Source organism: Paracoccus litorisediminis (assembly GCF_009711205.1).
GTDB lineage: Bacteria > Pseudomonadota > Alphaproteobacteria > Rhodobacterales > Rhodobacteraceae > Paracoccus > Paracoccus litorisediminis.
Genome location: NZ_WMIG01000002.1, coordinates 412839 through 425751 on the forward strand (window position 1 = coordinate 412839; position 12913 = coordinate 425751).

Annotated in this window: 12 protein-coding genes; 8 read left to right on the top strand and 4 right to left on the bottom strand. The window is 64.6% G+C overall.

Translation table 11 applies throughout. The features are described from left to right. Positions 1-2 precede the first annotated feature (2 nt). From ahcY to ferA, 6 genes are all read left to right on the top strand, one after another. A complete protein-coding gene (gene ahcY / locus GL300_RS07430) occupies positions 3-1394 on the top strand; it encodes an adenosylhomocysteinase (RefSeq protein WP_192336211.1) in 1392 nt (463 codons plus the stop codon). Between the two features lie 83 nt (positions 1395-1477). Next, the gene (locus GL300_RS07435) at positions 1478-1819 is read left to right on the top strand and encodes a DUF2853 family protein (protein ID WP_155038968.1); all 342 of its coding nucleotides are present in this window, start codon (positions 1478-1480) and stop codon (positions 1817-1819) included. Between the two features lie 215 nt (positions 1820-2034). Continuing rightward, positions 2035-3651: a DUF2125 domain-containing protein gene (locus GL300_RS07440; RefSeq protein ID WP_155038969.1), complete on the top strand. Its 1617-nt coding sequence runs from the start codon at positions 2035-2037 to the stop codon at positions 3649-3651. Between the two features lie 93 nt (positions 3652-3744). Next, entirely contained in the window at positions 3745-5097 is a 1353-nt protein-coding gene (locus GL300_RS07445; RefSeq protein WP_155038970.1) for a TldD/PmbA family protein, read from the top strand. Continuing rightward, a complete protein-coding gene (locus GL300_RS07450) occupies positions 5084-5881 on the top strand; it encodes an inositol monophosphatase family protein (protein ID WP_170297619.1) in 798 nt (265 codons plus the stop codon). Before GL300_RS07445 ends, GL300_RS07450 begins: the two co-directional genes overlap by 14 nt. Positions 5882-5937: 56 nt before the next feature. Further along, positions 5938-6483 (top strand): flavin reductase FerA, encoded by a 546-nt coding sequence (gene ferA, locus GL300_RS07455; protein WP_155038971.1) that lies wholly within the window; start codon positions 5938-5940, stop codon positions 6481-6483. A 1-nt stretch (position 6484) separates the two neighbouring features. Here ferA and GL300_RS07460 read toward each other — a convergent pair whose 3' ends face one another. Genes GL300_RS07460 through GL300_RS07475 form a run of 4 tightly spaced genes read right to left on the bottom strand, consistent with a single transcriptional unit; the run spans position 6485 to position 10548 of the window. Beyond that, a complete protein-coding gene (locus tag GL300_RS07460; RefSeq protein ID WP_155038972.1) occupies positions 6485-7144 on the bottom strand; it encodes a PqiC family protein in 660 nt (219 codons plus the stop codon). Between the two features lies 1 nt (position 7145). After that, positions 7146-9212, bottom strand: coding sequence for a PqiB family protein (locus tag GL300_RS07465; protein WP_155038973.1), 2067 nt, complete (start codon positions 9210-9212; stop codon positions 7146-7148). 8 nt (positions 9213-9220) lie between these two features. Continuing rightward, on the bottom strand, positions 9221-9871 hold the full coding sequence (locus tag GL300_RS07470; protein ID WP_155038974.1) for a paraquat-inducible protein A: 651 nt from the start codon (positions 9869-9871) through the stop codon (positions 9221-9223). Continuing rightward, a complete protein-coding gene (locus GL300_RS07475) occupies positions 9868-10548 on the bottom strand; it encodes a paraquat-inducible protein A (RefSeq protein WP_155038975.1) in 681 nt (226 codons plus the stop codon). Before GL300_RS07475 ends, GL300_RS07470 begins: the two co-directional genes overlap by 4 nt. A 143-nt stretch (positions 10549-10691) precedes the next feature. Between GL300_RS07475 and GL300_RS07480 the strand changes: the two genes are divergently transcribed. Continuing rightward, positions 10692-11483 (top strand): flagellar motor protein MotB, encoded by a 792-nt coding sequence (locus tag GL300_RS07480; RefSeq protein ID WP_155038976.1) that lies wholly within the window; start codon positions 10692-10694, stop codon positions 11481-11483. 86 nt (positions 11484-11569) lie between these two features. Next, complete coding sequence (locus GL300_RS07485; RefSeq protein ID WP_155038977.1) at positions 11570-12904, top strand: flagellar hook protein FlgE; 1335 nt, start codon at positions 11570-11572, stop codon at positions 12902-12904. The last annotated feature ends 9 nt before the right edge of the window (positions 12905-12913 follow it).

Sequence of the window (12913 nt, forward strand, 5' to 3'; positions counted from 1 at the left end):
CCGTGACCGATTACATCATCCGAGACATCAGCCTGGCCGATTACGGGCGCAAGGAACTGGACATCGCCGAAACCGAAATGCCGGGCCTGATGGCGCTGCGCGCTCAGTTCGGTGCCAGCCAGCCGCTGAAGGGCGCACGCATCGCCGGTTCGCTGCACATGACCGTGCAGACCGCCGTCCTGATCGAAACGCTGACCGCCCTTGGCGCGGAAGTCCGCTGGGCGTCTTGCAACATCTATTCGACGCAGGACCATGCCGCCGCCGCCATCGCTGCCGCCGGCATCCCGGTCTATGCCATCAAGGGCGAGACCCTGACCGATTACTGGACCTATACCGACCAGATCTTCCAGTTCGGCGAAGGCACCGCGAACATGATTCTGGACGATGGCGGCGATGCCACCATGTATGTCCTGATGGGCGCGCGTGTCGAAGCCGGCGAAACCGACCTGATCGCCGTCCCGACCTCGGAAGAGGAAGAGTGCCTGTTCGCGCAGATCAAGAAACGTCTTGCGCAGTCGCCGGGCTGGTTCACCCAGCAGCGTGCCGCGTTGCAGGGCGTTTCCGAGGAAACCACCACCGGCGTCCATCGTCTGTACGATCTGCACAAAAAGGGCCAGCTGCCCTTCCCGGCGATCAACGTCAACGACAGCGTCACCAAGTCGAAATTCGACAACAAATACGGCTGCAAGGAATCGCTGGTCGACGGCATCCGCCGCGCCACCGACGTGATGATGGCAGGCAAGGTCGCCGTCGTCTGCGGCTATGGCGATGTGGGCAAAGGCTCGGCCGCTTCGCTGCGCGGCGCGGGCGCCCGCGTGAAGGTCACCGAGGTCGATCCGATCTGCGCGCTGCAAGCCGCAATGGACGGTTTCGAAGTGGTGCTGCTGGAAGACGTCGCCGCCACGGCGGATATCTTCGTCACTACCACCGGCAACAAGGACATCATCCGCATCGAGCATATGCGCGAGATGAAGGACATGGCCATCGTCGGCAATATCGGCCATTTCGACAACGAAATTCAGGTCGCCGCGCTGAAAAACCACAAATGGACCAATATCAAGGACCAGGTGGACATGATCGAGATGCCCTCGGGCAATCGCATCATCCTGCTGTCGCAGGGCCGTCTGCTGAACCTTGGCAACGCCACAGGTCACCCGTCCTTCGTGATGTCCGCCAGCTTCACCAATCAGGTGCTGGCCCAGATCGAGCTGTGGACCAAGGGCGACGAATACCAGCCCGGCGTCTATATCCTGCCCAAGCATCTGGATGAGCAGGTCGCCCGCCTGCATCTGGACCGGATCGGCGTCAAGCTGACCACGCTGACCAAGGAACAGGCCGACTATATCGGTGTCACGCCCGAGGGCCCGTTCAAGGCCGAGCACTACCGCTACTAAGGGCCAAACCCCCGGTTTTGGTTGCTATTTGTCTGCAGCCAGCTACGCTTCCCCCGGAAGGATCACTTTTCGGGGGAAGACAAATGAGCAAACGGGACGACCTGATCGCGAAATACGCCGCCGACATGAAGGACAAGCTGGGCCTCTCGCCTGACCTGCACCTGCTGACCAAGGTGGTGATCGGCTGCGGTCCTTCGATCTACAGCGCCGATGCCGAAACCGTCGCGGCCAGCGACCCCGCCGAGCTTGAGCGGATCAAGAACAATTACCTGATGAAGAAGCTGGGCCTGCCCGACGGGCCGGCACTGATGGACGCGATCAATGCGGTCGTGGCCAAATACGGCAGCGCCAACCGCAACAAGTATCGCGCGGTGGTCTATTACCTGCTTTGCACGCATTTCGGCAAAGAATCCGCCTACGCCTGACCGACGGGCGGGCAACCGCCAATCCAGCCCTTGCGGCGTGGCGGGGACAGGCCAGTCCCTGCCCGCTTTGCGATTCCGGTCAAGTTCGCGCTATCCTTCTCATTCGGGCACTGGCAAATCCGCATAAGCTGTTCTTTTATGCATTAACCGCACGCTCCGGGCTGTCGTTTCCCGACATCCGGCCCCAGACTTACGGACCAAGAAAGGTTTTTCAGATGTTCCGCCGCCTGACGAGTTCCGCTCTGGCCCTGACGGCCATGACCGCACCCGCACTCGCCGATGTCACGCCCGAGCAGGTCTGGCAGTCCTGGATCGATTACTACGAGTCCGTGGGCTATTCCGTGGCCGAAGGCAGCCGGGACAAGGCCGGAAGCACCCTGACCGTGCACGACGTGCTGATCGCCGGCGGTGCCGATACCGGGCGCATGAGCATGAAGCTGCCGCAGGTCGTGCTGACCGATGACGGCAATGGCAAGGTCAGCACCGTCTTTGCCGAGGAGCTGTCCGTCAATCTTGAGGGTGAGGAACCCGAAGGCAGCAACTATGCGATCCCGATGACGGTCCGCATTCCCGGCAACCGCATCACCACCTCGGGCGCGCCCGAGGACATGACGCATGAATTCGACTATCCGACGATCGACCTGACGACGACCACGATCACCACGGAAGGCACGCAGACCCCACTGCCGATGAATTTCGCGCTGACCAATTCCACCGGCACCTTCCATGTCGTTTCGGGCACCCCGAACAAATACGACTATGCCATGAATACCGAGGCGCTGACCTTCAACGGCGACGTCACCGACGATCAGGACGGCAAGGTCAAGTTCGCGGGCAGCCTCGACGGGTTGAAAAGCCAGGGCAGCATGTCGGCCCCCGGCGACTTCACCAATATGGAAGAGGAAATGGACGCCGCGCTCAAGGCCGGGCTGGCCATGGACGGCAAGTTCGAGGCGGGCGCCGTCAATGCGACCTTCGACTATTCCGGCATGGACGAAAACGGCCAGCCCTCGACCGGCACCGGCACCTATCAGGGCAAGGGCTTTGACGCCGCCTTCTCGCTGTCGCAGGACGGCATGGGCTACCGGGTTGGCTCGAAGGCGATGGATTTCAGCCTGACTTCGCCGCAGATCCCCTTCCCCGTCAGCTATGCGATCGAAAGCGGCAGCATGGACCTGAAGCTGCCGGTCTCGCAGCGCGAGGAAGCGCAGCCCTTCAGCTTTGCCTATGCTTTGACCGGCGTGACCATGGCCGAGGATATCTGGAAGATGTTCGACCCGCAGGCCAGCCTGCCGCGGACCCCGGCCTCGCTTGAACTGGACCTGAGCGGGCTGATGAAGGTCACGCGCGACCTGTTCGCCATGCCCGAAGCGGATGAAACCGTCCCGGCGGACGATACCGACAGCGCGACGGCCGAGGGCGTTGCCCCCGACGCCCCCGCCGATGATGCTCAGGCCGAGGCCGAGACCGACGCGATGGACGATGAGGTCGCCGCCGAGCCCTCGGGCTTTGAGCCGGTCGAGATGCGGATCAACAAGTTCGCGCTGGATCTGCTGGGCGCCAAGGCCAATGCCACCGGTGAACTGAAGGCCACCGATGGCGGCAGTCTTGAGGCTCCGGTCGGGCAGATCCATGCCGAATATGAGGGCGTGAATACGCTGGTCGATACGCTGGGCAGCATTGGCCTGATCCCGCAGGACCAGATGATGGGCGTGCGCATGATGCTGGCGATGTTCGCCAAGCCCGTGGAGGGCAGCACCGACAAGATGGCCACCGACCTTGAGTTCAAGGAAGGCGGCGCGATCTTTGCCAACGGTCAACAGATCAAGTAAGACCCCGCCGGAGCAGGCCCGCGCCATGCTCCGGCAGGATTCGACGGGGTTCGGACCCGGTTCCGGGCCCCGTCTGCCATATAAGGAGCAGCCATGTCCGAATTTGCCCGCCTTCAGTCCCTGACCGAACAGCTTCTGTCCGCCGCGCGACAGGCCGGGGCCGATCAGGCCGATGCGGTCGCGGTCAGTGCAGCGGCTGTCTCGGTCGATGTGCGCGCGGGCAAGCTGGAACATGCCGAACGCGCCGAAGGGGTCGAAATCGGACTGCGCGTGCTGCTGGGCGGGCGTCAGGCCTGTGTGTCGGCCTCGGATCACTCCGCGCGCACGATTCAGGAAATCGCCGCCCGCGCCGTCGCCATGGCCCGCGAAACCCCGGTCGATGACAATCTTGGTCTGGCCGAGGCCGATCAACTGACCCGCGACACCGACAGCAGCCGGCTGGACCTTTACGATCACGGGGCCGATCCGACCCCGGAAGCCTTGCAGGACGCCGCCCTGCGCGCCGAAGCGGCAGCGCTGGCAGTTGACGGCGTGTCCAAGATCGAATCCGCCTCGGCCTCGCATTCGCGCCGGCAGATGTGGATAGCCGCGACCAACGGCTTTTCGGCCGGGCTGGGGCGCAGCGGGCATGGGCTGTCCACCATTGCCATTACCGGTGAGGGCACGGGGATGGAGCGCGACTGGGCCGGGGAATCCCGCGTCCACCTGTCCGACATGCCCGAACCCGAGGAAATCGGCCGTCTGGCCGCCGAACGCACCGTGGAACGGCGCGGGGCTAAAAAGCCCCCGACTGGGGCATTTCCGATCCTTTACGACGAACGCGTCGCCTCGGGTCTGATCGGGCATCTGGTCAGCGCGGTGAATGGCGCGGCAGTGGCGCGCGGCGCAAGCTGGCTGCGCGATGCGCTTGGCGAACAGGTGCTGCCCCCCGGTTTCGACCTGATCGAGCTGCCGCATCTGGCGCGCATGGGCGGCTCGCGCATTTTCGACGCCGAGGGCCTGCCGACCGCAGACCGTGCGCTGGTCCGCGATGGCGTGCTGCAGGGCTGGACGCTGGATCTGGCGACGGCGCGCAAGCTGGGGATGGAATCGACCGCCAGCGCCATGCGCGGCGCGGGCAGTCCGCCCTCTCCGGGCGTGACCAACCTTGCGCTGACCCCCGGCACAAGCACGCGCGACGAGTTGATCCGCGACATGGGCCGCGGGCTGATCGTGACCTCGATGCTGGGGGCCTCGATCAACTCCACCACCGGGGATTATTCGCGCGGGGCCAGCGGCTTCTGGGTAGAAAACGGCCAGATCACCCATGCCGTCAACGAATGCACCATCGCGGGCAACCTGCGTGACATGCTGATGCATGTGACAGCCGCCAATGACCTGCGCGACTGGCGCGCGATGCGTGTGCCCAGCCTTCTGGTCGAAGGGATGACCCTTGCCGGCGAATGATCTTGCGCTGCTGGAACAGGCCGCGCACGAGGCCGGTGAGATCGCGCTGCGCTATTGGCGCAACGACCCGCAGTCATGGGAAAAGGACGCAGGCGCCGGCCCGGTCAGCGAGGCCGATCTGGCCGTCAACGCCCATCTTGAACAGCTTCTGCGCACCGCCCGCCCGCATTACGGCTGGCTAAGCGAGGAATCGGCCGACGATGCCTCGCGGCTGGACGCCGAGCATTGCTTCATCATCGACCCGATCGACGGGACGCGGGCCTTTTTGGCCGGGCAAGAGGGGTTTTCCCATTCCCTTGCCATCGCCACCGGCGACCGGGTGACCGCCGCCGTCGTCCACCTGCCCGCCCGCGACATGACCTACAGCGCCCATGTGCATGGTCCCGGCTTGCTCAACGGGCAGCCGATGACGCCCCGAGATCATGACATCGAGGGCGCGACGGTTCTGGCATCGAAGCCCAGCCTTGACCCGGTCTTCTGGCAAGGCCGCGTGCCGCCGATCCGGCGCGAATTCCGGCCTTCGCTGGCATGGCGGCTGTGCCTTGTCGCTGAGGGGCAGTTCAACGCGACGCTGTCGACCCGCGCCGCATGGGAATGGGACATTGCCGCTGGCAGCCTGATCGCCGAACGCGCGGGCTGTATCGCCACCGAGATTTCCGGCCGCGAGATGCGCTTCAACACCGCCCGCGCCCTGTCGGACGGGCTGCTGATCGCGCCGCCGCGCCTGCATGGCCAATTGATCGCAGCTTTGGGCGACGCACCCGGGGCGCGGGCCCGAACTTGATGCCCCTGTGCCGCGCGGCTATGAAGGTAGCGACAGCACGATGACAGGGCCCGCGCATGCGCCGCATTCCTCCCGCGACCCGCGACCGGCTCGCTGACGAAATCACCTTCCACCCCGCCAATGCCGAGGCCCGCCTGCTGCGCGAGGCGTTGGGACGATTCGCCACCGGCGTCACCGTGGTCACGACCCAAGGCAGCCGGGGACCGATGGGAATGACGGTGAACAGCTTCAGCAGCGTCTCGCTTGAGCCGCCGCTGGTGCTGTGGTGCCCGGCGCGGACCTCGACCAGGCATCAGGGCTTTGTCGAGGCACAGCATTGGGCCGTGCATATCCTTGGGGCCGAGCAGTTGGACACCTGCCTGCGCTTCACCCGAGGCGGCGCGCAGTTCGACGGGCTGGACCATCTGTTGAACGATCAGGGCGTGCCGGTGATTCCCGGCGTCGCGGCGCGGTTCGACTGCCAAACCCATGCCGCGCATGAGGCGGGCGACCATACGGTGATGGTGGGGCGTGTGCTGCGGGTGACCGTGGCAGGGCCGGGCGATCACCCGCTGGTCTTTGCCGCCGGACGTTTCGGCCAGTTCGATCCCGAGGAAAGCTGACTCAGCTGCCTTCCAGCGGCGGCAGCGGCTGCGAGAAGATGTCGTCGATATTCGACGGCGGCGCGGACGAGGTCCGCAGCGAATTGCCCGGCCCGCCCAGCACCGCGATCTGACGCGCCAGCTGCGCAATGGCCAGCGATTGCGCGCGCGCGACCGTGGCTGGGCTGGCCGCGCCGCCCTCACCCATCGGTACATGGATGTCGAAGTTGCGCGCCTGATTGGCCCCGCCCGAGCGGCTGTCGCCGACGAAATAGCGTCCCGCCAGACGATAGGTCCCGTCCGATTGCGCCAGCGCCTTTTCCACCCGCACTTCTAGGGTGCGACGCGGCGGCTCGGCCAGGGGCCAAGGCTCTCCGATCACGGTTGCGCCGGACAGGTCCGAAATCGCCCGCGCCAGTGTCTGGGTAAAGGCGCGCTGCGGATTGTCGGCCCAAAGCTGCTTGGTGTTTGAGCGCACCGCCCCATCCGCGCTTTGCCAGCTGACCTCGCCAGCCGAGGCGTAATCGGGCAGCGATACGTCCTTGAGTTCGGTCGTGCCCAGACGGTTCGGCAGCCGTTCGCCGGTGGTTGGCGGGTCGATCAGGAAACGGGCGGTCTTTTCGCCACTCGAACAGCCCGCCAATACGGCCAGCAGGATTGAGGCGATCACGTATTGGCGCATCTTACCGTCCCAGAATGAAGGCTTGCGGATTGCGTTCGATGGTGCGGGCAAGGCTGCCAAAGGAATTGGCCGCGCGCCGCATCTCGCGCATCAGATTGATCGATTCATTGTTGAAGGCCGAGCGGTCGCCATAAGCCGCGATCACGCTTTCCGCCCGTGCCGCCAGCGCTTCAAGTCGCGCCGAAAGCTGCGGCAGGCGCTGCGCCGAGGTAGACACGCTGTCTGCCGCCGTCTTGGCCGAGGCCAGGGCCTCGTTCAGACTGCCAGCCGCATTGCCGTCGCGCAGATCGGTCAGCAGCCCCGAGGCCGCCTTCAGCGTATCGGACAGGTTTTTGGGCAGCTGCCCGGCATCCTCGGTGCCGATCATCGCGCGGACATCCTTCAGGATGCCCTCGGCCTCGGTCGAGATGGCGGCAAAATCGACCTCACCGACCTTGGTTGCGGCCTTGTCGATTTCCTCGACCATGGCCGGCACCTCGGCGGCGGCCAGCTTGACCGCCTCGGCGGCGGCGGCGGCCTCATCCACCATGTTGCGGATCTGGCCCGCCGCACCGGATTCACGCAATTCGGTCGCGATCTGGCGCATCTCGCCGCTGGTGGCCTTGGCATCGTCCAAGGTGCCACGCAGCGCCGAGGGAATGGCCCGCGTATCCTCGCTGCTGACCAGAGCGGTGACCGAATTCATCATGTCGGTCACGGATTTCAGCGCCTCCTCGATCGGCAGCTGGCCCACCCGCGACAGGAAGCCCTGCGCGGTCTGCGAGAAGTCCGAAACCTGACCCGGCACCGACGGAATGACCGGATAGGGCTGGGCGGTCAGGTCCAGTTCGGCGGGTTCGGCCTCGGGGAGGCTGACCAGTTCGACCTCAAGCGAGGTGCCAAAGAAACCGGCGCTGGTGATACGGGCGCGCAGGCCCTGCCGGACCTGTTCGGCCATGAATTCCTGTGCGCGTTCCGGCGTGACTTCGCCGCTCAGGCCAAGACGTTCGGGGGTGACGGCCAGTGTCACTTCCTGATCGACCTGCTCGGCCCCGGCCTCGCCCGGAACCACCTTGGCGGCCAGATTGGTGACCCGACCGACGGTCAGGCCCATATATTGGACATTCGCCCCGGTCTCGAGTCCCTTGACGGATTCGTCGACCAGCATGGTCAGGCGCAACGCATTCGACGTGTCGGTATAAAGATTGGCCCGCGCCGAGGCCTCATCGGCCTGCATTTCGAAGCGGTGGCCGTTCTTGATCGGCTGCCCACCCGAGGTCAGCGTGGCGAACTCCGCCCCGCCCTGCAGCACCGTCGCCAGCGAGTTCACGTTCAGCGCCACCCCCTGCGCCCCGAAGGACACCGAGAAGCCCGACGTGTCCCAGAACACGGTATTGCTGGTCAGCCGCGCGTCATGCGGGGCAGCGATAAAGACATCGGCCAAGACGCCCTCATCGTCTTCGGCCAGCCGCAGGTTCTGCATCTGCCCGACCGGGATACCGCGGAACAGCACCGGGGCACCCTCGGTCATCCCACGCGAGCGGTCGGCATGCAGGACGATCAGCGTGCCCCTTTCGCCGGGATTGGTCAGCGGCGGCCGCTCAAGCCCCTGGAATTCGGTCAGTTGTCCGGTTGCCTTGTCGTCCCAGTAACCCTCGATAAAGGCCCCGGTCAGCACCGTGTCCAAACGCGATATCCCCTGCGCCGAGACCTGTGGTCGCACGATCCAGAACTGCGCGTCCTGATCGATAAACGGCGCCAGATCCTTGTCGACGCGGATCTGGACGCGGACCTGCTGCAGATCCTCGGTGAAGCGGACGGATTCGACCTTGCCCACGGTAATCTCGCGGAATTTCAACGCGGTCTCGCCGGGGATGATGCCGGTCGCGTCCTTGAAATCCACGGTGACCAGCGTGCCCCGGCTGGCCAGCATGTTCCAGCCGACGCCCAGGGTGACGATCAGCGCGATGATCGGAACCAGCCAGATCAGCGACGAGCCCGCCCTTGCGGCGCGCGCGGCAGTCTTGCGGACAGGTTCGGCAGGCTTCAAGGCGGCATTCTGGCCGTCAGGCGAAGGAGTCTCGGTCATATGTCAGTTCAGTCCTTGCGGCTTCGCAGCGGCAATCCTCGCCAGATCAACCTTGGATCAAAGCTTTGCGCAGAAAGCATCGTGAAAGCAACAGATAGCGCGAAACAGACCGCCGCCGGGCCGGGATGGATCGAGGCGACGAATCCCAGTTGCACCAGCGCCGAAAGGATCGCGACGACAAAGACGTCGATCATCGACCAGCGCCCGATGAACTCGACCACCTCGTAAAGACCCAGCCGCCAATGCGCGTCATGGACCGTGGCCGGACGGCCTGCAACCCGCGCCAGCCAGGCGATCGCGATGAACTTGCCGATCGGCACGACGATCGAGGCGACAAAGACCACGCCGCCAACGAACCAGTTGCCGTAATGCAGCAGCTCGACCACGCCACCCAGAATGGTGGATTCGGTGTTCCCGCGCAGCCCGCCAAAGGTCGAGGTCTTGAGCATCGGGAACAGATTGGCCGGGATATAGAAAATCAACCCCGCGATCAGCCATGCCCAGACCGCGCTGAGCGAGCGGCGGTCTGGGGGGACAAGTTCGGCCCCGCAACGCTGGCAATGGGTTTCCGCCTCGGGCCAGACGCGACCGCAGCTGCGGCAGCCGATCAGCCCCGCGCGATGCGCCGTCATGATCGGGGCGGCGTGATCCTCATTCATTTCGCGACGGTCCTTGCCAGTTCACGCCCGTCGGTGGCCATGCCGCCATCCTCGATCGCATCCCAGATCGTGGTCGCGCTGGTAAAGACATTGCTGGCCGCATTGACCACGATCAGCCCGCAAAACGCCCAGAAGGCCGGGCCAAGGCTGATATTGGCAAGCCCCCCGACCTTGACCAGCGCCAGCGTGGTGCCGATGACGAATATCTCGGCCATCGACCAGGGGCGCAGGCTCTCGGACAGGCGGAAGGCGCCGACGGCATGGGTATAGGGCGCGCGGCCACGCGACAGCGGCAGCAGCGTATAGACCAGCAGCAGGGCGCGCAGCACCGGCAGACCGATGATCGTCGCCATCAGCGCCACGGTCAGCGGCATCAGCGCGCCATGCGAAAATGCCATCGCCACCCCGAACAGCGAGGTTTCGTTGCCAAATCCCATGCGCGAGATTTCGAGGAAGGGAAAGAACACCGCCCCCACCATCAGCACCAGAGAGGTGACCGATAGGGCGATGATCCGGGTGAACGCCCCCGCCCGAGGGCTGGCCAGCAGCGCATTGCAGCGCACGCAGCGAGCTGTCTCACCGGGTTGCAGGTCATGCTCGACATGCAGCGCATCGCAGCGCGGACAGGCGACAAGCCCCGCACCCGTGGTCAGATCGTAATCGCCTTCGACATTCATCGCCCAAGAATATGCCCTGCCCCGCCGCAATCAAGGCAAACCGGCATTCCTACGCCGCGGAATTTCGGGCGAATTGCCGCAATTAACCCGATCTTAGCGTCTGAGGCTTACTCCCTGACAGACTCGCGGGGAAAAGGTGTCACATGGGTGCAAAGCCAGGCGGTAGCCCGATCATCATCAAAAGGGTGCAGGCAAGCAGCGGTGGCGGTCACCACGGCGGCGCATGGAAAGTCGCCTATGCCGATTTCGTCACCGCAATGATGGCGTTCTTTCTGCTGATGTGGCTGCTGAACGCGACCACCGAAAAGCAGCGTCAGGGTCTGGCCGAATATTTCAACCCGACCATCGTGCAGTCCAGCAAGGGCGGCGCGCATGGACCCTTCGGCGGCGACCTGCAGAACGAGGATACGAATTCCGGCAGGGGCCTGGGATCTTCGCGCGATACGAAGGGTGGTCAGGCGCGCGACGCCGAATTCGACGCGATGGTGAAACATGTGCAGGACGCGCTGACCGGTCGCGGGGCGGAATCGATGCAGCGGGTCAATCTGCTGAAACATGTCGTCACCCGCATGACCGATGAAGGGCTGGTGATCGAACTGACCGACCTGCTGGATGAGCCGCTTTTCGTCGAGGACAGCGCCCAGCCCAGCCCTGAGCTACGCGAACTGGCCGGGATTCTGGCCGGGGTGCTTGGCCGGGTCAAAAACCAGTTGGCCATCACCGGTCATGTCCGCACCTATCCCGAGCTTCTGGTTCATTCGCCGGTCTGGGCGCTGTCGGACGCGCGCGCCCACGCAGTACGCAACCTGCTGGAAGGCGCGGGGCTGAACGAAAAACGCATTCTGCGGGTCGCGGCCTTTGCCGATCGCTGCAACCGCTCGATCAACCCGATGGACCCGGCGAACAACCGGATCGAAGTGATTTTACTTAGATAGGCCGGAAATACAGCGCACCCGTTAGGGCATTCTTTACCGGCGGCACCCCAGACTGAAGCCAATTCGACTCAGACAGGATCACCCGAATGTCGATTTCCTCTGCTCTCAGCGCCGGTGTGTCCGGCCTCGCCGCGAACTCCGCCCGGCTTGCCGGTATCTCGGACAATATCGCGAACTCCAGCACCTACGGCTATCGCCGCGTATCGACGGAATTCGAAAGCGTGGTGATCGGCGGATCGGGCAGCGGTGGTCAATACACGGCGGGCGGTGTTCTGGCCCATTCCGGTCGTGTCGTCGATCAGCGTGGCAGCCTGGTCGGAACCAGCAACGCGCTGGACCTCGCGATTACCGGGCGGGGCATGCTGCCGGTGATGAGCATGACCGAGATGAACAACCTTGGCACCGGCAATGCTCCGCTGACCCTGACCCGGACCGGAGCCTTCCGGACCGATGCCGAAGGGGTGCTGCGGACATCCTCGGGACTTGTGTTGATGGGCTGGCCCGCCAACCGCGACGGGACCCTTCCCTCGGTGCCGCGCGACTCGACCTCGGCGCTGCGGCCGATCGTTCTGAATGCCAATGACACCTATGCCGAACCGACCACCGCGATCAGTGTCGGCTTCAACCTGCCGGCCGAGGCAACGGTGGGCGGATCGACTGCGACCACCTCTTCGACCACGATCGAGTATTTCGATAATCTCGGCGCGTCACGGTCGCTGAACATGAGCTTTGTCCCGACCGTCGGCGCGGCTGGCAGCGGTCGCTCGAACTCCTGGACCATGGAGATCAGGGACATGGCGGTCACTGACGATCCGGCAACTGTGGCGGATGAGACCCTTGTCGGCTCCTATACGCTGGACTTCAACGACGCCCCCGGTGGGCCGCTGGGCTCGGTGACGACACTGTCAGGCGGTGCCTATGATCCGGCGACGGGGCAGTTGACGGTCAACGCAGCGCATGGCCCGATCACCATCACCATCGGCACGCCGGGCGGCGCGAGCGGACTGACCCAGATCAGCTCGGATTTCTCGCCCACCAACATCACCAAGAACGGCACCGCGGCAGGCGTGCTTACCGCGGTGGAGGTCGATGAGAACGGCTACCTGCGCGGGACGTACGATAACGGCATGACCCGGCTGCTGTTTCAGATCCCGCTGGTCGACGTGCCCAATCCCAACGGCCTGATCGCGCTGGACAACCAGTCCTATCAGGTCTCGCCGGAATCGGGCTCGTTCTTCCTGTGGAACGCGGGTGACGGGCCGACCGGTTCGGTGGCGGGCTATGCGCGCGAAAGCTCGACCACCGATGTGGCGGCCGAGTTGACCGACCTGATCCAGACCCAGCGGGCCTATTCGTCCAACGCCAAGATCATCACCACCGTCGACGAGATGCTGCAGGAAACCACCAACCTCAAGCGTTAAGGGCCATCC

Bases quoted from the DNA above. Each gene is read 5' to 3' on its own strand.
- GL300_RS07480 (WP_155038976.1), top strand. From the start codon at position 10,692: ATGGGTGCAAAGCCAGGCGGTAGCCCGATCATCATCAAAAGGGTGCAG.
- GL300_RS07460 (WP_155038972.1), bottom strand. From the start codon at position 7,144: ATGCGCCAATACGTGATCGCCTCAATCCTGCTGGCCGTATTGGCGGGC.
- GL300_RS07465 (WP_155038973.1), bottom strand. From the start codon at position 9,212: ATGACCGAGACTCCTTCGCCTGACGGCCAGAATGCCGCCTTGAAGCCT.
- GL300_RS07475 (WP_155038975.1), bottom strand. From the start codon at position 10,548: ATGAATGTCGAAGGCGATTACGATCTGACCACGGGTGCGGGGCTTGTC.
- GL300_RS07470 (WP_155038974.1), bottom strand. From the start codon at position 9,871: ATGAATGAGGATCACGCCGCCCCGATCATGACGGCGCATCGCGCGGGG.
- ferA (WP_155038971.1), top strand. From the start codon at position 5,938: ATGCGCCGCATTCCTCCCGCGACCCGCGACCGGCTCGCTGACGAAATC.
- GL300_RS07435 (WP_155038968.1), top strand. From the start codon at position 1,478: ATGAGCAAACGGGACGACCTGATCGCGAAATACGCCGCCGACATGAAG.
- GL300_RS07445 (WP_155038970.1), top strand. From the start codon at position 3,745: ATGTCCGAATTTGCCCGCCTTCAGTCCCTGACCGAACAGCTTCTGTCC.
- GL300_RS07485 (WP_155038977.1), top strand. From the start codon at position 11,570: ATGTCGATTTCCTCTGCTCTCAGCGCCGGTGTGTCCGGCCTCGCCGCG.
- GL300_RS07440 (WP_155038969.1), top strand. From the start codon at position 2,035: ATGTTCCGCCGCCTGACGAGTTCCGCTCTGGCCCTGACGGCCATGACC.